Origin of the sequence: Sulfitobacter sp. LC.270.F.C4 (assembly GCF_032922545.1) — a bacterium.
In the GTDB taxonomy this organism is placed as follows: domain Bacteria; phylum Pseudomonadota; class Alphaproteobacteria; order Rhodobacterales; family Rhodobacteraceae; genus Sulfitobacter; species Sulfitobacter profundi.
The window spans coordinates 2,432,648-2,454,353 of record NZ_CP136692.1; the positions used below are offsets into that span (position 1 = coordinate 2,432,648).

The following is a 21,706-nucleotide window of genomic DNA, read 5'->3' on the forward strand; positions in this document are numbered from 1 at the left end:
CCTTCGGGCCCAGACTACGAATAGACCATAAAGGACCTACACGATGGATACCCAGGAATTCCTGAGCAAAATCAAAGATGAAGGCATCGAATATGTCGACATCCGCTTCACTGACACCCGCGGCGCCTTGCAGCACGTTACCATCGTAAGCGATCTGGTCGACGAAGATTTCCTCGAAGAAGGCTTCATGTTCGACGGCTCGTCCATCGCAGGTTGGAAAAGCATCGAAGCCTCCGACATGAAGCTGATGCCCGACGTCAGCACCGCCTATGTCGATCCCTTCTATGCAGAAACCACGATCTGTCTGCATTGCTCCATCGCCGAGCCCGACACCGGCGAAAGCTATGAGCGTGACCCCCGCGGCACCGCCGAAAAAGCCGAAGCCTATCTGCGCTCCTCCGGCATCGGCGACAATGCCTACTTTGGCCCCGAGGCCGAGTTCTTCCTTTTCGACAACGTCAAGTTCTCGAACAAGATCAACAAGGTATCTTACGAAGTTGACGCATCCGACGGCTCGTGGAACTCCGACACCGATTATGAAATGGGCAACATGGGCCACCGCCCGGGCCTCAAGGGCGGCTACTTCCCGGTGAACCCGGTGGACGAAGCCCAAGACCTGCGCGCCGAGATGCTTTCGACGATGAAGCGCCTTGGCATGAAGGTCGACAAGCACCACCACGAAGTTGCGTCCTGCCAGCACGAACTGGGTCTCATCTTTGGTGAGTTGACCGAACAGGCGGACGAAATCCAGAAATACAAATACGTGGTTCACAACGTGGCTCATGCCTATGGCAAGTCGGCCACCTTCATGCCCAAGCCGATCTTTGGCGACAACGGCTCTGGTATGCACGTGAACATGTCGATCTGGAAAGACGGCAAGCCGCTGTTTGCAGGCGACAAATACGCCGACCTCAGCCAAGAAGCGCTGTGGTTCATCGGCGGCATTCTGACCCACGCCAAATCGCTCAACGCCTTCACCAACCCGACGACCAACAGCTACAAGCGTCTGATCCCGGGTTTTGAAGCCCCCGTTCTGCGCGCCTATTCCGCGCGCAACCGGTCGGGCTGCGTACGTATCCCATGGACCGAAAGCCCCAAAGCCAAGCGCGTTGAGGCCCGTTTCCCCGATCCGGCGGCGAACCCCTATCTGGCCTTCTCGGCCCTCTTGATGGCTGGCCTTGACGGCATCAAGAACAAGATCGATCCGGGCGAGGCGATGGACAAGAACCTCTATGACCTGCCCGCAGAAGAGCTGGCGGACATCCCGACAGTGGCCGGTTCGCTGCGCGAAGCGCTGGACGAACTGTCCAAGGACATGGACTACCTGCTGGCCGGTGACGTGTTCACCCGCGACCAGATCGAAGGCTATATCGGGCTGAAGATGGAAGAGGTTCTGAAATTCGAACAGACCCCACACCCCGTCGAATTCGGCATGTACTACAGCTGCTGATCCATCCCCGCCCTACCGGGCGATTGGAGAAATTAGAAAGGGCGCGGTTCATTCCGCGCCCTTTTGCATGGCCCCCCCCCGGAACAGAGCCTCCCGTGCCGCGTTGGCTTGGCAGAGCAGCGAGAGAGGGGTGCGGATCATGGCCGAGGATTTAACGGCGCTGACGGATGTTGTTGACGAGCTGAAAGACGCCTCCCAGGGGAAAGACACCGTTGAAGTCGGCCAATTGATCGACGCGCTAGACCAACGGGGCTACGGCCCTGCCCTTGCTGTCATTCCGCTGATGGAGCTTACCCCCTTGGGCGGCATTCCCGGTTTCCCAACCGTTCTGGCGCTGTTGGTCGGCATCCTCGCGTTGCGGCTGCTGCTGGGCTATGAGCATTTTTGGGCCCCGAACTGGCTGCGCGAACGATCTCTGAAATCCGAAAAGGTGTTAAAGTCGGTTGAGTGGCTGCGGCCCGTGTCAGAATGGATCGACGACAAGTTGCATGCCCGGCTGTCCCGCTTTGCAGGCCCCACCGGTCAAAAGGTCGCCTGTGTCGTCATCCTTTGCCTTTGCTTCTCCGTCCCGCCGCTTGAGGTGGTGCCCTTTGCCACCTCGGCACCGATGATCGTGATCTCGATCTTCGGGCTGGCGCTGCTCTATCGTGACGGCCTGCTGATGCTGCTGGCCTTCATCGGGGCGGGCATTGCGGGACTTGCCGGCGCGTCCTATTTTCTAGGCGGCTGACCGCAACCCGCCCCACCATCGCCATAAAAGGGCCACAGGACCTAAGCAATCTTTAACGAGACCCTGCAAAGGAAGCAGATAAGATGGCGACTTCCACGACGACCTTCAACGAGCGGCTGACCCGCATTGAACAGCGCGCAAAACGCGCGGAAGGCAAGCACCGCCGCGCCAAACGCAGCCGAAAAGGGCTGATGTTTCTGGTGACCCTCGGTTTGCTGTTCGGCGGGGCGAGTTTTGCCCAAGATAGTGCCCCGCAGGTCAATGCCTGGGCAGGCACTGCGATCGAATATGTCCGCGCGCTGCTGCCGCGCTGAGGGTCAAAGATTATACCTTTCCTTCACCAACTGAGTTGAACCGTTGTCCAGACGGGCTAACCTCTGATCGGCACACAGACGCAGAGGGTCAAACTCATGTTCAAATCACTTTTCACCACCACCGCGGCCATCTGCACCTTTATGGCCGCGCCCGCATTGGCAGCCCAATGCGGCAATACGGCCAATGGCTTTGAGGCCTGGAAAGGCGCTTTCGCCCAAGAGGCCCGCGCCGCCGGAGTAGGCCAGCGCGGACTGGATGCCTTGGCCAGCGCCCGCTACGCCAATGGGACCATCGCCGCTGACCGGAACCAGAAATCCTTTAAATATTCCCTGTCCAAGTTCATGCAGGTGCGTGGCGCGGATACGATCGTGGCCCAAGGCCGCAAGCGTAAAGCCCGCAGTGCGGGGCTCTTTAACGCGCTTGAGCAGCGCTATGGCGTGCCCGCGGGGGTTTTGCTGGCGATTCACGGGATGGAAACAGGCTTTGGCGGTTTCATGGGCAATAGCGCGGTCGTCTCGGCGATCACGACGCTGGCCTATGATTGCCGCCGCTCCGACTTTTTCGTGCCCCACGCCATCGGTGCCCTAAAGCTGGTGGACCGCGGCGCGATCACGCCCAACACCCAAGGCGCGAAACACGGTGAGCTTGGCCACACCCAATTCCTGCCCGGCAACGCGCTGACCTATGGTGTCGATGGCAATGGTGATGGCCGCGTGGATTTCTATAACGAAGTCGACGCGCTCGCCTCGACCGCCAATTTCCTGCGCCAGAAAGGCTGGCAGCCGGGGGCTGGCTATCAGGAGGGGCAGCCGAACTTCCGCGTCATTCAGGCATGGAACGCGGCGGGCGTCTATCAAAAGGCCATCGCCATCATGGCCAGCCGCATCGACGGCTAAGAACCACTTAACCTTTGTTAAGCCGCGGCGCGTCCCCTTGGGGCGCGCCGCTTGCGTTTGTGGGCTCAGCGGGCCTCTGAGCCCGTTTAATTCCCACAGGCCAACGGGTTCCCTGCAATCTTTTGGTCTGACCGGGGAACCGCCCGCAGCGTCAGTCGTTGGACTGTAGATAAGATAATTACTGCAGACGAATGGAGGGACCCATGCACGGAATTTTCTACCTCATCGGCCTGATCGTGGTCGTTCTCGCGATCCTGAATCTCGTATTTTAAAGGAGGTCACCATGCCCGACGACAAAAACACACAGACCCAAACCGCCGCCGCGAAAGAGCAGGCGACCGCTGCAAAAGACAAAGCCGCCGCTGCCGCCAGCAGTGCTGCCGAGAGCGCCAAGGCACAGGCCCGGGACGTGGCCGACACCGTATCTGCCGAAGCTACCAACTATGCCTACCAAGCGCGTGACACCGCCGCCGACGAAGTCAAAGGCGTCGCATCCGCACTGCGCACCGCAGCCGATGAGCTGCGCAGCGGCTCCCCCCAGGAGCGCAGCTTTAGCCAACTCGCCGATGGCCTTGCCGATGTCTCAGACACAATGCGCGACAAAGATCTGGGCGAGATGATGGGCGACCTTAATGGCTTTGCCAAGCGCAACCCGCTGGTCTTCCTTGGTGGCGCTGCCCTTCTGGGCTTTGTGGCGACCCGCTTTGCCAAAGCGTCCAGCGACCGGCCTCAGGGCGGCTATGGCGGCAGCGGCGTCGAATATGACGACGACGACCGCATCGACCGGCCCATGCCCGGTACGCCGCCCACAGGTGCCGCAAGCACCGTGCCCGGCCGCACCGCCGCACAGCCGACCCCGCAGCCTGCCGCGCCCAACGTCGTAACAGGAGAGAAAGCATGACCACCGAAAGCAATAAATCCGCCGGGAGCCTGCTGACCGAAGCACTCTCCCACGTCAGTTCCCTGATGCGCAAAGAGGTCGATCTGGCCCGCGCCGAAGTGAACGAGAACCTGAAACATGCGGGCGTGGCCATTGGGCTGATCGTCGGCGCCGTTGTCGTGGCCCTCACTGCACTGAATGTGCTGAGCGCCGCCCTCGTCGCCGCCCTGACCGAAGCTGGCATCGCCGCTGGCTGGTCCGCCGTGATCGTCGGCGTTCTTCTGGCCATCGTCGCCTATGTGATGGTCCAGAAAGGCACCAGTGATCTGAAACTCAGCAGCCTTGCGCCGACCCGCACCGCCAAAAACGTCAAGCGTGACGCAGCAACCATGAAGGAGGTCTACGATGACAAATGACTCCAGAAACCCCGAAGAAATTGAACGCGAAATCGAACGGGAGCGCGCCGGTCTGGCCGACACGCTGGACGATTTGCAAGACCGCTTCTCGGTCGAAGGCATCGCGCGTCAGTTTTCTGACCAGTTCCGCGAACATGGCGGCGACTGGGGTCGCTCCATCTCTGACGCGGCCAAGCGCAACCCGGTTGCTCTGGCGCTGACGGGTGCTGGTCTGGCGTGGATGATGTTCGGCAGCGGCAACAGCCGTGACCGCCGTGGCTACGAAGGGCTGGACCGCGACCGCGCACATCCCGTGCCGGTGCCGGTGACCAACACCGAAAGCCGTCCCGCCGTGCGTGACGCACGCCGCTCCTCCGCCCCTGCAAGCGCCTATGCCTCCAGCTATGGCTCCGAGCGTGGCGCAGGTGACAATGTGCCCGCATGGGCCCGTGATGTGCATCATGATGACGATGATAGCCGTGGCTTGGGCGACCGTGCCCGCTCTGCTGCTGGTAGCGTAAAGGGGGCCGCAGGCTCCGCCGCGAGTGGTGTGTCCGGTGCCGCAGGCTCCGCCGCCGGTAGCGTCAAAGGCGCTGCAAGCTCGGCTGCTGGTCGTGCCCGCTCTGCCGGGTCGTCGGTTGCCAGCGGTGCCCGCTATGCCCGTGATCGCGCGTCTTATGGTGCAAGCTCTGCCGTAGACAGCATCCGCAGCACCGCCAGCGGCGCCGCCCATAGCGTGCGTGACAGCGCCAATGCTGCCAACGAGCGTGCCCATGTGCTGCGCGACCGTCTGTCGGAAGGCACCGAGAACATGACCGCCGAAGCGCGTGAGCGCATCGTGATGGCCCGTGCTCGTGCCGTCGATGCGTGGAATGCCGGTGGCCGCTATGCCCGTCAGGGCGGTGAGCGTGCCTCGGATATGTTCGAAGAGCATCCGATGGTTGCTGGTGCATTGGCCCTCGCAGTGGGTGCTGCCATCGGTGCCGCCCTGCCCCGCAGCCGCACCGAAGACGCCTATCTGGGCGAGCACAGCGATGCGCTCTTTAACGAAGCCGAGCGTATCTACGTGGAAGAGCGTGACAAGCTGAGCAAAGTAGCCAAGGCCGCCACGGATGAGGCAGGCAAAGTCTTGAAAGAGACGAAAGCCAACGCCGATGCCGCAGCCGACGAAGAGACCGCCGCCGACGCCGCCGTGAAAAAGGCCAAGGAAAGCGGTCAGCGCGTTGCAGATGCTGCCAAAAACGAAGCCGACAAGCAAAAGCTCGGCGACGTGAAGAGCTAAGCGATACCATTGCCCGCTCCCGGTACCCGGGGGTGGGCTCCTTTTTTACGACAATAATTGCAAGTCAGAGGTACGATTATGGCGCGCGGACGTGAAGCGGAAACGCCGATGGAGATACCGGCCCCCGGATGGAAAGACATCCTGTTTCGGGTCAAGGATGAAATCGCCGCCGATCACGTGTCGCTCGTTGCCGCCGGTGTTGCCTTTTATGCGCTGCTGGCGATTTTTCCCGCTGTCACCGCGCTGATGGCGCTGGCCGGGCTGGTGATGGAGCCTGCACAGGTCACCGCCCAGCTTGAAGCGCTCACCAACCTCATTCCCAAAGAAGCTGCAACCATCATTCTCGATCAGGCCGTTGCCGTGACCGGGTCGGAAGAGACGGGGCTCGGCTGGGCCTTTCTCATCGGTCTGGGTCTTGCGCTCTACTCTGCCTCCAAGGGCGTTGGCAGCCTGATGGAAGGTCTCAACGTGGCCTATGATGAGAATGAAACCCGTGGTTTCGTCACCAAATTGATCTGGACACTGGGCCTCACTGTGATGTTGATCGGTGTGCTGCTCTTGGGTCTTGCCGCGACACTGGCGGTGCCTGCGGTAGTCGCCTTCCTCGCCCTGCCGGATTGGGTTGAGACATTGCTTACCTATGGCAGTTGGGTATTGCTTGCCGCGCTCACAACGCTCGCGCTGGCCGTGCTTTACCGCTATGGCCCCGCCCGCGATGACGCAGAGTGGAAATGGCTCACCCCCGGCTCCGTCATTGCCTGCATCCTGTGGATCGTCGCCTCTGTCGGCTTTTCGATCTACGTCAGCAACTTCGGCAGCTATAACGAGAGTTTCGGCAGCATGGCCGGGGCGATCATCCTGCTGATGTGGCTGTGGATTTCGGCCTTCATCGTGCTCTTGGGGGCCGAGTTCAACTCCGAAATGGAAGCCCAGACCCGTAAGGACAGCACCACCGGTCCAGAAGAGCCGATGGGCCACCGCGACGCGGTCAAGGCCGACAGGCTGGGCCGCGCCAAGGGTAAATAGGAGGGGATCCAATGGCACCGCGCGCACTCTGGAAAGGTCAGCTTCGCCTCTCATTGGTGTCGATCCCGGTCGAGATATTCTCGGCTACCAAGACCAGTTCCAAGGTCTCTTTTCGGCAGATCCACAAACCCTCGGGCAAGCGGGTTCGCTATGAGAAATCCGTGCCCGGAATCGGGCCGGTCAAGGCAGAAGATATCGTCAAAGGCTATGAGGTCGGCAGTGACGAATATATCCTGCTTGACCCCGACGAGGTGGATGAGATCAAACTCGAGACGAAGAAGACCTTTGAGCTGGTGCAATTCGTCGACGCCTGCGAGATCTCCCCGCTCTATTTTGACAAACCCTATTACATCACCGCCTCCGACGATCTGGCCCAAGATGCCTACCGCGTGGTGCGCGACGCGCTGCGCCAAGCGGGCAAGGTCGGTTTGGGGCAGGTCACCATGCGCGGCAAAGAATATCTGGCCTGCGTCAAACCCTGTGGCGACGGGCTGCTGATGGAGACGCTGCACTACGCCGATGAGCTGCGTGAGGCGGATCAGATTTTCACCGATATCGAGGATGAGAAGACCGACAAGGACCTGCTCGATGTGGCGACATCGCTCATCGACAAGAAAACAGCCCCCTTCGACGCCTCCGCCTATACCGACAAATATGCCGAAGCGATGCAAAAGCTTTTGGATGCGAAGGTGAAGAACAAGAAAACCCCGCGCGTGCAAACCGGGGATGACGGCCCTGCCGAGGGCGAGAATGTCATCGACTTGATGGGCGCATTGAAAGAGAGCCTGAAGGAAGCGGGCGGTAAATCCAGCGCCAAGAAGAAGGCGCCGCGCAAGAAGGCCTCGTGATGGCCAAATCCCCCGACAGGCTTGCCAATTATAACGCCAAGCGCGATTTCGAGACGACAGCCGAACCCCGTGGCCAGATCGGCAGCGGCGCGGGCCAAAGCTTCGTTGTCCAAAAACATGACGCCACCCGCCTGCACTATGACTTTCGTCTTGAATGGGAAGGGGTGCTGCTGAGCTGGGCCGTCACCAAAGGCCCCTCTCCCGACCCATCCGAAAAGCGTCTTGCCGTGCGGACAGAGGATCACCCCCTCGACTACGGCGGGTTCGAAGGGACGATCCCAAAGGGGCAATATGGCGGCGGCACTGTGATGCTCTGGGACCGGGGCACTTGGATGCCGCAGGGCGATGTCGCCAAGGGGTTGAAGGACGGCAAGCTCAAATTCACGCTGCAAGGCCAGCAGATGCAGGGCGGTTGGACACTGGTCCGAATGCGGGGCCAGGAAAAACGCGAGAACTGGCTGCTGATCAAGGAACGAGACGACTATGCCCGCGATGTGCCAGATGGGCTGACCAAGGGCACCGCCCGGTCGATCACCACAGGCCGCACCATGGCGGAAATCGCCAAGGATGCCCCCGCGAGAGATGTCGCGGACCCACAGCCCAAGCCCAAAGGCAAGAACCCCAGCTTCGTCAAACCACAGCTTGCCACGCTCGTTTCCGACGCGCCCGAGGGGGAGGATTGGATGCATGAGACGAAATTCGACGGCTACCGCTGTCTGGTCTCACTCGGCAAGGGCGGTGCGCGGCTCTTTACCCGCTCGGGCAAGGATTGGACCGACAAATTCAACGGGCTCGGCCATGCTTTTGATCCGCTGCCCTGCGACCGCGCCCTGCTGGACGGAGAGGTCATGGCGGCCAAGATCAATGGCTCTGCGTTTTCATCGCTGCAAAAGGCGCTGAAAGAGGGGCATCCGCTGGTCTTTTACGCTTTCGATTTGCTGTCGCTTGATGGCGATGACTTTCGGGATGAGGCACAAAAGGACCGCCGCGCGCGTCTGGCAAAGTTGCTTTCCGGCGTGCCAGCGGGCGGGCCGTTGCGGCTGAGCGAACATGTTGTGGGTCATGGCCCCGAAGTCTTTGACCGCGCGTGCAAAGCCGGGGCCGAGGGGATCATCAGCAAACGTATCGACGCGCCCTACTCCGGCAGACGCAGCAAGAATTGGCTCAAGGTCAAATGCACCCGGCGGCAGGAATTCGTCATCATCGGCTATTCCCCCTCTGACAAAAAGGGCCGCGCCTTTGCCTCGCTCCTGTTGGGCAGTCATGAGGGGGGTGAATTGCGCTATAAAGGCCGTGTCGGCACGGGGTTTTCCGAAGCGGTGATGGCCGATCTTGCCCGTGCCATGACCGCCCGCAAAACCCCGCCCGCCAGCGACGTGCCAGCCGAGGTTGCGCGGGATGCCAAATGGGTCCGCGCCGATCTGGTGGCCGAGGTCGACTTTACCGAATTCACCGCCGATGGCGTGATCCGCCACGGCAGTTTTCTGGGCCTGCGTCAGGACAAGGACGCCGGCCAAGTGACATTGGAGGAACCGCAGGAGGAGCCGAAGATGGGCGATGACAGCCAAATCGGCGGCGTGCAGATCAGCAACGCCGACCGCAAGGTTTTCCCCGATTCCGGTTGCACCAAGGGTGACGTGGCGCGGCATTACGCGCGTGTCGGCCCGCGCATGATTGAACTCATGGGCCATCGCCCTCTGTCGCTGTTCCGCTGCCCCTCGGGGATCGACGGGCAATGTTTCTTTCAAAAACACGACAGTGGCGGGATGCCTGATGCACTGTCGCGGGTATCGATTGAGGAAAGCGATGGCGACGCGGCGGATTACCTCTATGCCACGCGGCCCGAAAGCTTGATCGCGGCCGCGCAGATGGGCAGTCTGGAATATCATATCTGGGGCGCGCGGGTTGACCGGTTGGACCGCCCCGACCGGCTGGTCTTTGACCTTGACCCCGATGAGGGGCTGGACTGGCCCGATGTCCGCGCGGCAGCCTTTGAGCTGCGCGACGCGCTGGCGGCTCTGGGCCTGCAGTCGGGTGCCATCGTCACCGGCGGCAAGGGCGTGCACGTCTGGCTGGCCTTACGCCGGACACGCGGCTGGGAGACGGTCAAGCTGTTCTCCAAGACCTTTGCCCATGTCATGGCGGCGCAGAACCCTGATCGCTATGTCGCGACCATGTCCAAGGCCAAGCGCAAGGGCCGCATTTTCATCGATTGGCTGCGCAATGAACGCGGGTCTACGGCCATCGCGCCCTATTCCCTGCGCGCGCGCCCCGGTGCGCCGGTCGCCGTGCCGGTAACGTGGGAAGAGTTGGGAAACCTCGACAGCGCCAACGGGTTCCGCATGGGCGATATCGCCGCGCGGCTGGATCGGCCCTGCCCCGCGCTGGCGGTCCAAGACGATCTGCAATCGCTGACCGATGGGGTGATCAAGAAGCTGCAGGCTTGGTCTGAAACCTAGCGGTTATCTTTCGCGCACCGGGACGGGCACAACATCGTGCCCTGCGCGAGATTGGCCGCGGAGGCCCGCGGCCAATGAGGTTACTGGCCGAGCGCTTGCCCCAGATCAGCACCAAGGTCTTCGACATCCTCAATCCCGACCGAGAGCCGCAGCAGCCCTTCGGGGATCCCGGTGTGCGGCTCAATCGTGTGGCGATGCTCGACAAGGCTTTCCACACCGCCAAGCGACGTGGCGCGGTGGAAAAGCTGCAACCGCCCTGCCGCTTTCAGCGCCGCTCCCGCCCCGCCTTTGACGACAAATGACAACAGCCCGCCATAGCCCCCGCTCATCTGCTGCGCAGCAAGGGCGTGGCCGGGATGGTCCGGCAGGCCGGGATACATCACCTGTTCGACCTGAGGGTGATCCGCCAGAAACTCCGCCAATGTCATGGCATTGCGGGACATCTCGCGCATTCTGAGCGGCAGGGTGCGCATGCCGCGCGCCAGCAACCACGCCTCCATCGGGCCGATCACCGCGCCTGCCTCGTTCCGGTCATCGCGGATCATCTGCCAGCGCGGCGCGCCTGCGTCATTGGTGGCAAGCGAGCCGGCCAAAACATCGGAATGGCCGTTGATCCCCTTGGTGGCCGAATGCATCACGATATCCGCGCCATGCTCGAGCGGGTGGCTCAGCACCGGCGAAGCCGCCGTGCTATCGACCACTAGCGTCGCGCCGACCTCATGCGCGGCGGCGGCGGCCCCGGCGATATCGGTGATCCGCAGCCATGGGTTCGAAGGGGTCTCGATCAAACACAGGTCAGGCTTTTCGGCCCTGCAAAGTGCTGCAAAGGCATCAAGATCGCTGGCGTCCACCTCATGCAGCGCAATCTGCCGACGGGTGCAGAAATCGCGGATCCATTTCGTCGTGCCCCAGTAAATCTGGCTTTGCACCACCACGCTCGCGCCATTGGGCACGGTGCGGAAGACCGCCGCGATGGCGGCCATGCCCGAGGGGAAAATGAGCGTCTCCTCGGCCCCTTCGAGCGCGTTCAGAATACGCTCTGCCACACGGGTGTTTTCATTGTGCGAGCGCAGATAGACGTTGTCGGGATTGACCAGATCGTAGTTCTCATCGCGCAGATAGGTGGTGGCAAATTGCACCGGCGGCACCACCCCGCCCGAAGCGGGATCGACGGCGCCTGCGGCCTGAGCCGCGATGGTGGCAGGGTGCAATTGGGGTTTGGGAGGCTGTGCCAAGTGGTTTCTCCAACAGATGTTTTCTCAAGTGGTATACAAAGCAACAAGCCGGGGCAAATGGGATCACGGCCAGTGCTTTCACGTAACGCTTGGGTGAGCAGAGAGCCGCGGCCCTTGATCCACCGGCATAACATGTCACCTTTGACGCACCCCAAACTGGAGCGCCCCATGGCCACTGAACGCATCACATTCCCCGGCCCGGATGGCACGGAACTGGCCGCCCGGCTGGACATGCCCGAAGGGCCGCATCTGGCGACCGCGCTATTTGCGCACTGCTTTACCTGTGGCAAGGACATCCCCGCCGCGCGGCGTATCGCCGGGCGGTTGGCGGCGATGGGCATCGCCGTGCTGCGGTTTGATTTTACCGGGCTGGGCCATTCGGGCGGTGAGTTTGAGAACACCTCGTTTTCCTCCAACGTCGACGACTTGATCGCTGCCTGCAGCTATCTATCGAGCCGCGACATGGCCCCGGCGCTGTTGATCGGTCATTCTCTGGGCGGAGCGGCGGTACTGAAAGCCGCGGCGCAACTTGCCCATGTCAAAGCCGTCGCCACCCTCGGCGCGCCCTTCGATCCGGCCCATGTCACCCATAATTTCGCTGAAAGCCTGCCCGAGATTTCGGCCAATGGCAGTGCTGAGGTCAATCTTGGCGGGCGGCCTTTCACCATCAGTCAGGGCTTTATCGACGATGTGCAGGGCGCCTCCCTCGCCCCTGATATCGCCAAGCTGAAAGCCGCGCTGCTGGTGCTCCACGCCCCGCGGGATGAGATTGTCAGCATCGACAACGCGGGCCAAATTTTCTTGGCCGCGAAACATCCGAAAAGCTTTGTCACGCTGGACGATGCCGATCACCTGATCACCCGCGCGGGCGATGCCGAATATGCAGCCGAGATCATCGCCACATGGGCGGATCGCTATATGACACTGAAATCCCCCGCCCCGCCCCCCGGCGCGCCGGAGGGAATCGTGCGCGTGACCGAAGCCGACGCCGATGGGTTCTTGCAAGACGTGAACGCAGGCCCCCACCACCACGCTTTGGCGGATGAGCCGCTGGCTTATGGCGGCACCAATCGCGGCATGTCGCCCTATGGGTTTTTATCTGCGGGCTTGGGCGCTTGCACGTCAATGACGATCCGCATGTATGCGCGGCGCAAGGGCTGGCCGCTGACGGATGTCAGCGTGGATGTCTGCCATGACAAGGTCCATGCGCAGGACGCGGGGACTGGGGCAGCGGAGAAGATTGACACGTGGCGGCGACGTATCCGGTTGGAGGGGGATCTGAGTGAAGAACAGCGCCAACGGTTGTTGGAGATCGCGGATAAATGCCCGGTGCATCGGACGTTGGAGCGGAGTTCGACGGTGCTGACCGAACTGTTGTAAGAAGGATGAAACCGGTCACAGCCCGGAATTAAGCCGTCGGCGCCGGGCCATCGCCTGCCCGTACCGTCACGCCGGAGGCGTGCCGAATAATTGCGGTGCACCTGCGGTGCGACGGGCCGGCGATTTGGTGAGGCTGGGCGTCCGTCTTCGAGGTCACCCCAAGGCTGCCCCATTAAGTGGCACGAAGCCACCTGAGCATCGCCACTCCACGGGCAGACACTGACCCGCCCTCCTCACACTTGTCCTTAACCCCAAGTCAGTCTATGCCGCCCCTGACCCATCCCCTGTCCTAAAAAGGTGCGCGCATGATCCCCCGCTACTCCCGTCCCGATATGGTTGCCGTTTGGTCGCCGGAAACGAAATTCCGCATCTGGTTCGAGATCGAGGCCCATGCCTGCGACGCGATGGCCGATCTGGGCACCATCCCGCGCGAGAATGCCGACGCCGTGTGGAAAGCCAAAGACGTTGAATTCGACGTGGCCCGTATCGACGAGATCGAGGCCGTCACCAAACATGACGTCATCGCCTTCCTGACCCACTTGGCCGAACATGTCGGCAGCGACGAAGCGCGTTTCGTGCATCAGGGCATGACCTCGTCGGATGTGCTCGATACCTGTTTCAACGTACAACTGACCCGCGCCGCTGATCTGCTGCTGGTCGGCATGGACAAGCTGCTGGCCGCACTGAAGAAACGCGCGCTTGAGCATAAAGACACCGTCCGCGTCGGCCGCAGCCATGGCATCCACGCCGAGCCGACAACCATGGGCCTGACCTTTGCCCGCTTCTATGCCGAAATGGACCGCAACCGCGCTCGTCTTGTCGCCGCGCGTGAGGAAATCGCCACCGGCGCGATCTCGGGCGCTGTCGGCACCTTCGCCAATATCGACCCGCGCGTCGAAGAGCATGTCTGCGAGAAACTGGGCCTCAACCCTGAGCCGATCTCGACCCAAGTCATCCCGCGCGACCGTCATGCGATGTTCTTTGCCACGCTCGGCGTTATCGCCAGCAGCATCGAAAACGTGGCGACTGAAATTCGCCACATGCAGCGGACCGAGGTGCTCGAAGGGGCGGAATTCTTCTCCATGGGGCAAAAAGGTTCTTCGGCCATGCCGCATAAAAAGAACCCCGTGCTGACCGAGAACCTCACCGGGCTTGCCCGTTTGGTGCGCATGGCCGTGGTTCCGGCGATGGAGAACGTAGCACTTTGGCACGAACGCGACATCTCGCATTCCTCCGTCGAGCGCGGTATCGGCCCTGACGCAACCGTCACACTTGATTTCGCCCTGCACCGTCTGGCAGGGGTGATCGACAAAATGCTCGTCTTCCCCGAGAACATGCTGGAGAACATGAACAAATTCCCCGGCTTGGTCATGAGCCAGCGGGTGCTTCTGGCCCTGACCCAAGCGGGCGTAAGCCGTGAGGATGCCTATTCCATGGTGCAGCGCAACGCGCTGAAAGTCTGGGAAGAACGTCTTGATTTCCGCGAATTGCTGCTCGCCGATGAAGAGGTCGTCGCGGCCTTGGGCGAAGATGGCATCAACGAAAAATTCGACATGGGCTATCACACCAAACATGTCGACACGATCTTCAAGCGCGTCTTCGGCGCGTGATGCGATCATCGTAATGCTTTGAGATTGGCGCGGACGGGTGTACCCTGTCTGCGCCTGTCAAAGGAGCAAACGACATGAAACTCGCACTGACACTCGGCGCCCTCATGGCGCTCACGGCCCCCTCCCTCGCCCTTGCATCGGGCTGCGATCATGACAAACAGATCATGACCTGCGCCAAGGGGATGAAACTCGACATCAGCAGCGAAACCTGCGTGCCAGACGCCACCGCCTGAGGTTTTCAACGGCGGCAGGGTTTCTCATTGCTGGATCAGAGGGCCGCGCCCTGGCGGCCCCCGCGGCTGCGACTGCGCGGGCCTTCGACGGCTGACCCCGGCCTATGACGCGCGGGATGGCTTGTTGCGCGGGGCGGCGCAGGCTATGTCAGGAAAACTTTAACAGCCTGTCAGAGCCCATGTCGGACCAAGCCCCCCAAGTCAAAAATCCCTATCCCTTCGGTCGCCGGGCGCGCCATTACCTGAGCAATCTGCTGATCGTCGGGATCATTCGCACGGCTTTGGCCCTGCCCTATAAGGCGCGGCTCAGCTTTGTCGGCAGCTTGGTGCAGCATGTCTTGGCCCCGCTGGCGGGCTACCGCCGCCGCGCGCTTGATAATCTGGAACACGTCTGGCCCGAGATGCCGCTCGCCCGTCGCGAGGAAATCACCACGCGCTGTCTTAACAACCTTGGCCGGTCTTTCATCGAGAATTACTCGGCCGATGATTTCCCCAAACGCATGGCCGATGCCGAGCCGCGGGGCCCCGGCATGGCGGCGCTGGAGGAGGCCAATCGCAGTGGCCAGCCGGTGATCTTGGTGACCGGGCATTATGGCAATTACGAAGCGGCGCGGGCGTCCCTCGTGGCGCGGGGCTATGACATCGGCGGGCTCTACCGCGAGATGAAGAACCCTTATTTCAACGCGCATTACGTCAAAACGCTCGAAGCCTTCGGCGGGCCGGTGTTTCCGCAAGGGCGGCGCGGCACGGCGGGGTTCGTGCGGCATCTGAAACAGGGCGGTCGGCTGGTGCTGCTGTTTGACCAGCATGTCATCCGCGCGCCGATCCTCGACTTTATCGGCAAACCTGCCCGCACCGCGATCTCGGCGGCAGAGCTGGCGCTGCGCTATGACGCGCTGTTGATCCCGTTCTACGGCATTCGCCAAGACGATGGGGTCAGCTTTGACGTGGTGCTTGAAGCGCCGGTCCCGCATAGCGATCCGATGACCATGACGCAGGCGCTGAACGACAGCCTGACCGCGCAGGTCACCAAGACACCTGAGCAGTGGTTCTGGGTTCACCGCCGCTGGCGTCCGCACGAGAAGTAACGGCTGCCGCGGCTTATTTGCTGCGCGCTGCCGCAAGAATCGCGCCCGGACCGCCCTTCTCTTGGCGTTGAATGATCACGACAACAGGCAAATCACCCTCGACCTTCGCGCTCAGCGACAGGGGTGCCGACCCGTCCCAATCGGTTAAGACTTGCCAGTCTTGGACGACATTGCTGTGCTCCATGACATGGCCCGCATTCTCGCCGCGGGTGACCTTGGTCCGCTCCATCGGAGAGTAGCGCAGCATGTGCACATGCATCGGCTCTGATGTCGTGGCCAACGGCTCCGCTTCAATTTGAACGGCATCGCCTGAGCGGCTGATCGCCAGCGCTACGCGCGGCGTGGCCTCAGCGTGTTTCTCGACCGCGTCCATCAGCTTCATCGGTTTGGCGCCCACAATGTCGGTCTGCCCCTGCACGATCAGCTCCGGCGTATAGACACTGCGCCGCCCGCCCACGGCGGCATAGCCACGTTGACGCTCCGCATGGGCCGGATCGCCAAACGGGTCTTTCCAGCCGATATAATCCCAGTAATCCACGTGCAGCGCCAAGGCGATGATATCCTCCCGCTCGGCCAGTTCGGCCAGCATTTCATCGGCGGCGGGACAAGAGGAACAGCCCTGAGAGGTAAAGAGTTCGACCACCACAGGCTGATCCTGCTCGGCCTGCAACGGGGCGGCCAGCAGCGAAAACGCGGCGAGAACGGGATAAATCAGGGGCTTCATAAAATTCCAGACGGATCAATATCGCGGTGATGGCATTGGTCTAACGGCTTGGTGGCTGAAACACCAATCAACCTTTGTTGAGACGCCCGTTAGCGCCCCCAGCGGGCTTTGCGCAGACTGCCCCCTTTAATCTCGGTACACAATGGTATACAAATTCACGCGAACCCGCTTGATAACAGTTGAACCGCCGCGCCTCTAGTGGCATTGAGACGGCAATCTAGCCACCCATCAGACCCCGAAGGGAGCCCGCCATGACGATCCAAGTTGGTCACGACAGTGCCAAGACCCGCAAGACCCTCTCCGTTGGCAGCCAGAAAGTCGCCTATTACTCCATCCCCGCCGCCGAGGCCGCGGGCTTGGGCGATTTCTCCAAATTGCCAGCGGCGCTGAAAGTCGTTCTGGAAAACATGCTGCGTTTCGAGGACGGCAAGACCGTCACTCAGGACGATATCAAGGCATTTGCCGAATGGGCGACCAAAGGCGGCAAGAACCCCCGTGAAATCGCCTACCGTCCGGCCCGCGTGCTGATGCAGGACTTCACCGGTGTTCCAGCCGTTGTTGACCTTGCCGCGATGCGCGATGGTCTGGTGGCCTTGGGCGGCGACGCCGACAAGATCAACCCGCTGAACCCCGTTGATCTTGTCATCGACCACTCCGTCATGATCGACGAATTCGGCAACCCGCGCGCGTTCCAGATGAACGTCGACCGCGAATATGAGCGCAACATTGAGCGCTACACCTTCCTCAAGTGGGGCCAAAAGGCGTTTAACAACTTCCGCGTTGTGCCCCCCGGCACCGGCATCTGCCACCAGGTGAACCTTGAGTATCTCAGCCAGACCGTTTGGACCGACAAGGACCAAAACGGCGAGGAAGTCGCCTACCCCGACACGCTCGTCGGCACCGACAGCCACACCACCATGGTCAACGGCGCTGCCGTTCTGGGCTGGGGTGTTGGCGGGATTGAGGCCGAAGCCGCGATGCTGGGGCAGCCGATCTCCATGCTGATCCCCGAAGTCATCGGCTTTGAGCTGACTGGCCGCATGATGGAAGGCACCACCGGTACCGACCTCGTGCTGAAAGTCGTGGAAATGCTGCGCGAAAAAGGCGTGGTCAGCAAATTCGTCGAGTTCTACGGCGAAGGTCTGGATCACCTGCCGCTGGCCGACCGCGCGACCATCGCCAACATGGCACCTGAATATGGCGCGACCTGTGGCTTCTTCCCGATCGACGACGAGACCCTGCGTTACCTGACCAACACAGGCCGCGACAAGGATCGTGTGGCGCTGGTCAAAGCCTATGCCCAAGAGAACGGCATGTGGCGCGATGCGAACTATGCGCCGGTCTACACCGACACGCTGTCGCTCGACATGGGCACCATCGTGCCTGCGATCTCGGGCCCGAAACGCCCGCAGGATTACATCGCTCTCGACAGTGCGCACACTGCATTCGCCGAATACGTCAAAGGCATCCGCGAAGGCAAAGACACTTCGGCCAACTCGGAAATCCGTTGGGAAGGCGAAGGCGGCCAGCCCGAGCCGCGCGACATCCCCGGTGACGAAGGCCACCACAACCGCGGCTATGTCGCCACGGATGATGGCAACTACCAGCTGCACGACGGCTCCATCGTGATCGCCTCGATCACGTCCTGCACCAACACCTCGAACCCCTACGTCATGATCGGCGCGGGCCTCGTGGCACGCAAAGCGCGTGAATTGGGCCTGACCCGCAAGCCTTGGGTCAAGACATCGCTGGCGCCGGGCTCGCAGGTCGTGTCGCATTACCTTGAGGCCGCTGGCCTGCAAGAAGACCTTGATGCGATTGGCTTCAACCTCGTGGGCTATGGCTGCACCACCTGCATCGGCAACTCCGGCCCGCTGGAAGCGCCGATCAGCAAGGCGATCAACGATTATGACCTGATCGGCACCTCGGTCCTCTCAGGCAACCGTAACTTCGAAGGCCGGATCAGCCCTGATGTACGTGCCAACTACCTCGCCTCCCCGCCCCTCGTGGTGGCCTATGCGCTGGTGGGTGACATGAACCACGACCTGACAAACAGCCCGCTGGGTCAGGACAAGAACGGCAACGACGTTTACCTTAAAGACATCTGGCCCTCGACGCAGGAAGTTGCGGAGCTGGTCGAACAGACCGTGACGCGCGAAGCCTTTCAAGAGAAATACGCCGATGTTTTCAAAGGCGACGAAAAGTGGCAGTCGGTCGAAACCACAGACAGCAAGACCTACGACTGGCCGCCGACCTCGACCTACGTCCAGAACCCGCCCTACTTCCAAGGCATGTCGCCAGAGCCGGGCGTGATCTCCAACATCGACGGCGCGAAAGTGCTGGCGGTGCTGGGTGACATGATCACCACCGACCACATCTCGCCCGCCGGTTCCTTTAAGGAAACCACCCCTGCGGGTCAGTACCTGACAGAGCGTCAGGTGCCGGTGCGGGAGTTCAACTCCTACGGCTCCCGTCGTGGTAACCACGAGGTCATGATGCGTGGCACATTCGCCAACATCCGCATCAAGAACGAGATGCTGGACGGCGTTGAGGGCGGTTATACCAAAGGCCCCGATGGCGCGCAGACCTCGATCTTTGATGCCGCCATGGCGCATCAGGAAAACGGCACCCCGCTGGTGATCTTCGGTGGCGAACAGTACGGCGCGGGCTCCTCGCGTGACTGGGCCGCCAAGGGCACAGCCCTGCTGGGTGTGAAGGCCGTGATCGCCGAGAGCTTCGAGCGTATCCACCGCTCCAACCTCGTCGGCATGGGCGTCATCCCGTTTGAGTTTACCGGCGGCGACACCCGCAAATCGCTGGGCCTGACCGGCGAAGAAACCGTGTCGATCAGCGGGTTGGACACGATCAAGCCGCTGCAGGAAGTGCCCTGCACGATCACAATGGCCGATGGCAGCACCAAAGAGATCACGCTGAAGTGCCGCATCGATACCGCGATTGAGATCGAATACATCGAACACGGCGGCGTGCTGCACTACGTGCTGCGCAACTTGGCGAAATCGGCCTAAGCGCCGATCGCCCTCGCGAACTGATCCAAGGAGCGGCCCCCCAGCGGGCCGCTCCTTTTCTTTTTGCCCCAAGCCCCTGCGCGGGAACCTGCCTGCCGATCACGGGTTGCCCCTGTAAGACGATCGCGTTCGGGGAAGGCAAAGCAATGATAGCAGGTTACGCGCTTGGCGCTTTGGGCGCGCTGATCCTAGCTATCGTGCTGCTGGACTTTCTCTATACCGCCATCGGTGCCGCCCCTGTCGCGCCCCTGTCGGAGCGGGTTGCACGGGCGGCGTTCTTCGTCTTTTCCAAAATCATGCCAGAGGGCAACGCCCGCCACCGCCTCTCTGGCCCGGTGGTGATGACAGCCATTGCGGTGACGTGGATCATACTCGTCTCGCTTGGCTGGACCTTGGTCTTTCAGATAAGCCGCGAGGCCGTGGTGATGACCGAAAGCGAACGCCCGGCGGGCTTTCTGCGCGATTTCGCATTCGTCGGCCATCTGCTCTCAACCCTCGGCGGCGGGCCGTTTCAGACCGAAAACCCCTTTTGGCTGGTGCTGTCGGTCCTTGCTGGGGTCAACGGTATGGTGATCCTCACGCTGTCAGTCAGCTTTGTGCTGTCGACCACCACCACCGTGGCCCAAGCGCGCGGACTGCTGACCAAAGCGTCCATGTTTGCAGCCGATAGCAACGAGATGAACACCATCATCCTGCCTGAGCTTGCCGATCTGGTGTCGAACCTCAACGCGATGCAATTCGCGCTCTACTACAGTGCCGAACACCCTGCCCGCCGCGTGCCCGCGGCGATGGTCGAGATGGCCCAGCGGGTCGCACCCTACCCCGAACAGATGCGCCGCCTGCGCATCGCACTAGAGCCGCTGCCCGATTTTACCGCGCCTGAGGGCACCTTGGATCAACTGACCGATGCGCAGTTCATCGCCCGACTGCGAGACTGGGCGCGGCAGTATTCGCTTTGAGCGGGAGGAACAGAACACCCTGCGAGTCGTTGATCTTGACGCACCCAAGCGAAAGGACACCTCATGAGCCCGAAGATCACCGTTCTTTTCTATTCCACCTATGGCACAAACCACGCCATCGCTGAGGAAGCCGCCCGCGCCGCCAAAGAGGCAGGCGCCGAGGTTCGCCTCCGCCGCTGTACCGAAACCGCCCCAAGAGCCGTTGTCGACGGACAAGATGCGTGGCGCGAACAGTTGGACAAGATGAAAGACATTCCCGAGGCCAAGCCCGAAGACATGGAATGGGCCGATGGCTATTTCATCTCTGTCCCGACGCGCTTTGGCGTCGCCGCCAGCCAGTTCCGCGCCTTTATCGACACGTTGGGGCCGCAGTGGCAATCAGGCGCGCTGGCCAATAAGGCAGTCACCGCGACCACCTCTGCGCAGAACCCACATGGGGGGCAGGAAACCACACTCCAATCGATCTATGTCACCGCCATGCACTGGGGCGCGATCATCGTGCCGCCGGGCTATGCCGATGGGGTGAAGTTCGAAGACGGCGGCAACCCTTACGGCTATTCCTGCGAGCCCGGCCCGCTGGGTGAAACGGGCAAGAAATCCGTCGCCTTTCAGGCCAAACGTCTGGTCGAATTCGCAGGCAAGATCAGCGGCTAAGCGCGTCTTGCAATGCCGGGAGGAACCGCTGCTCGTAATCGCTGCCGACCAGCGGCCCGGCAAAGCGAAACAGCACCGTCCCGTCCCCGCCTACGATGAACGTCTCTGGCGGGGCGGTCACGCCCCAGTCGATCGCCACCCGCCCTTGGGGGTCGAAACCAACCCCGGCAAAGGGGCTTTTTTCGTCTTCCAGATAGGCGCTGGCGTTCTTCTCGGTATCCTTGAAATTCACGCCGATGATGTTCATCCCCTCGGCCTGCAATTCCAGCAGCTTGGGATGCTCAGCACGGCAGGGCGGGCACCAGCTTGCCCAGAAATTCACAAGGCTCACCTCCCCCCCGCGCAGCATGTCGTCGGTGGCCTGCGGATAGCCGGGCAACGCGGCCTCGGGCATGGCGGGCGCCTGTTTGCCAACCAGCGTAGAGGGCAGCCCCTCAGGGTCATCGCGGTACATGCCGACCGCCGCCAGCGCCACGAAGGCCGCGAAGATCAGCGGCGGGGCGATCATCATGGGAG

General features: G+C 61.7%; 20 protein-coding genes. 17 read left to right on the forward strand and 3 right to left on the reverse strand.

The features are described 5' to 3' along the window. Positions 1 to 43: 43 nt before the first annotated feature. The 10 genes from glnA to ligD all read left to right on the forward strand — a co-directional run bounded on the left by glnA (position 44) and on the right by ligD (position 10,281). On the forward strand, positions 44 to 1,450 hold the full coding sequence (gene glnA / locus R1T45_RS15780) for a type I glutamate--ammonia ligase (RefSeq protein WP_132443664.1): 1,407 nt from the start codon (positions 44 to 46) through the stop codon (positions 1,448 to 1,450). 139 nt (positions 1,451 to 1,589) lie between these two features. Next, entirely contained in the window at positions 1,590 to 2,180 is a 591-nt protein-coding gene (locus R1T45_RS15785) for an exopolysaccharide biosynthesis protein (protein WP_317389555.1), read from the forward strand. Between the two features lie 83 nt (positions 2,181 to 2,263). After that, complete coding sequence (locus R1T45_RS15790) at positions 2,264 to 2,494, forward strand: hypothetical protein (protein WP_120350783.1); 231 nt, start codon at positions 2,264 to 2,266, stop codon at positions 2,492 to 2,494. A 96-nt stretch (positions 2,495 to 2,590) separates the two neighbouring features. Further along, positions 2,591 to 3,391, forward strand: a complete 801-nt coding sequence (locus tag R1T45_RS15795) for a lytic transglycosylase domain-containing protein (RefSeq protein WP_067625783.1) — start codon at positions 2,591 to 2,593, stop codon at positions 3,389 to 3,391. Between the two features lie 283 nt (positions 3,392 to 3,674). Continuing rightward, a complete protein-coding gene (locus R1T45_RS15800; RefSeq protein WP_120350782.1) occupies positions 3,675 to 4,292 on the forward strand; it encodes a hypothetical protein in 618 nt (205 codons plus the stop codon). Beyond that, complete coding sequence (locus R1T45_RS15805) at positions 4,289 to 4,687, forward strand: phage holin family protein (protein ID WP_120350781.1); 399 nt, start codon at positions 4,289 to 4,291, stop codon at positions 4,685 to 4,687. The genes R1T45_RS15800 and R1T45_RS15805 overlap by 4 nt, the downstream gene beginning before the upstream one ends. Beyond that, positions 4,677 to 5,948, forward strand: coding sequence for a DUF3618 domain-containing protein (locus tag R1T45_RS15810; RefSeq protein WP_317389556.1), 1,272 nt, complete (start codon positions 4,677 to 4,679; stop codon positions 5,946 to 5,948). Before R1T45_RS15805 ends, R1T45_RS15810 begins: the two co-directional genes overlap by 11 nt. Before the next feature lie 78 nt (positions 5,949 to 6,026). Beyond that, positions 6,027 to 6,974 (forward strand): YihY/virulence factor BrkB family protein, encoded by a 948-nt coding sequence (locus R1T45_RS15815; RefSeq protein ID WP_067623518.1) that lies wholly within the window; start codon positions 6,027 to 6,029, stop codon positions 6,972 to 6,974. An 11-nt stretch (positions 6,975 to 6,985) separates the two neighbouring features. Further along, positions 6,986 to 7,822 (forward strand): Ku protein, encoded by an 837-nt coding sequence (locus tag R1T45_RS15820; protein WP_317389557.1) that lies wholly within the window; start codon positions 6,986 to 6,988, stop codon positions 7,820 to 7,822. After that, on the forward strand, positions 7,822 to 10,281 hold the full coding sequence (ligD, locus tag R1T45_RS15825) for a DNA ligase D (RefSeq protein WP_317389558.1): 2,460 nt from the start codon (positions 7,822 to 7,824) through the stop codon (positions 10,279 to 10,281). Before R1T45_RS15820 ends, ligD begins: the two co-directional genes overlap by 1 nt. A gap of 80 nt (positions 10,282 to 10,361) precedes the next feature. Here the strand turns inward: ligD and R1T45_RS15830 are convergent, their stop codons facing one another. Beyond that, positions 10,362 to 11,516 carry an aminotransferase class I/II-fold pyridoxal phosphate-dependent enzyme gene (locus R1T45_RS15830; RefSeq protein WP_317389559.1) on the reverse strand — a complete coding sequence of 385 codons (1,155 nt, stop codon included), beginning with the start codon at positions 11,514 to 11,516 and terminating at the stop codon, positions 10,362 to 10,364. A gap of 168 nt (positions 11,517 to 11,684) precedes the next feature. Between R1T45_RS15830 and R1T45_RS15835 the strand changes: the two genes are divergently transcribed. From R1T45_RS15835 to R1T45_RS15850, 4 genes are all read left to right on the forward strand, one after another. After that, on the forward strand, positions 11,685 to 12,896 hold the full coding sequence (locus tag R1T45_RS15835) for a bifunctional alpha/beta hydrolase/OsmC family protein (protein ID WP_317389560.1): 1,212 nt from the start codon (positions 11,685 to 11,687) through the stop codon (positions 12,894 to 12,896). 305 nt (positions 12,897 to 13,201) lie between these two features. Continuing rightward, a complete protein-coding gene (gene purB / locus R1T45_RS15840; RefSeq protein WP_120350775.1) occupies positions 13,202 to 14,506 on the forward strand; it encodes an adenylosuccinate lyase in 1,305 nt (434 codons plus the stop codon). Between the two features lie 74 nt (positions 14,507 to 14,580). Next, on the forward strand, positions 14,581 to 14,739 hold the full coding sequence (locus R1T45_RS15845) for a hypothetical protein (protein WP_317389561.1): 159 nt from the start codon (positions 14,581 to 14,583) through the stop codon (positions 14,737 to 14,739). A gap of 179 nt (positions 14,740 to 14,918) precedes the next feature. After that, positions 14,919 to 15,827 (forward strand): lysophospholipid acyltransferase family protein, encoded by a 909-nt coding sequence (locus R1T45_RS15850; protein WP_317389562.1) that lies wholly within the window; start codon positions 14,919 to 14,921, stop codon positions 15,825 to 15,827. Between the two features lie 13 nt (positions 15,828 to 15,840). Here the strand turns inward: R1T45_RS15850 and R1T45_RS15855 are convergent, their stop codons facing one another. Next, the gene (locus R1T45_RS15855) at positions 15,841 to 16,551 is read right to left on the reverse strand and encodes a DUF1223 domain-containing protein (protein ID WP_317389563.1); all 711 of its coding nucleotides are present in this window, start codon (positions 16,549 to 16,551) and stop codon (positions 15,841 to 15,843) included. Between the two features lie 251 nt (positions 16,552 to 16,802). On the opposite strand from R1T45_RS15855, the gene acnA reads away from it, so the two are divergent. The 3 genes from acnA (at position 16,803) to R1T45_RS15870 (ending at position 21,190) form a co-directional block, all read left to right on the forward strand. Further along, the gene (acnA, locus tag R1T45_RS15860; RefSeq protein ID WP_120350772.1) at positions 16,803 to 19,577 is read left to right on the forward strand and encodes an aconitate hydratase AcnA; all 2,775 of its coding nucleotides are present in this window, start codon (positions 16,803 to 16,805) and stop codon (positions 19,575 to 19,577) included. Positions 19,578 to 19,723: 146 nt separating this feature from the next. Then, positions 19,724 to 20,536, forward strand: coding sequence for a hypothetical protein (locus R1T45_RS15865; RefSeq protein WP_132443672.1), 813 nt, complete (start codon positions 19,724 to 19,726; stop codon positions 20,534 to 20,536). A gap of 63 nt (positions 20,537 to 20,599) precedes the next feature. Next, a complete protein-coding gene (locus R1T45_RS15870) occupies positions 20,600 to 21,190 on the forward strand; it encodes an NAD(P)H-dependent oxidoreductase (protein WP_132443673.1) in 591 nt (196 codons plus the stop codon). Here the strand turns inward: R1T45_RS15870 and R1T45_RS15875 are convergent. Next, complete coding sequence (locus tag R1T45_RS15875; protein WP_162931897.1) at positions 21,180 to 21,698, reverse strand: DsbE family thiol:disulfide interchange protein; 519 nt, start codon at positions 21,696 to 21,698, stop codon at positions 21,180 to 21,182. The two genes, R1T45_RS15870 and R1T45_RS15875, sit on opposite strands and share 11 nt — an antisense overlap. Positions 21,699 to 21,706 lie beyond the last annotated feature (8 nt).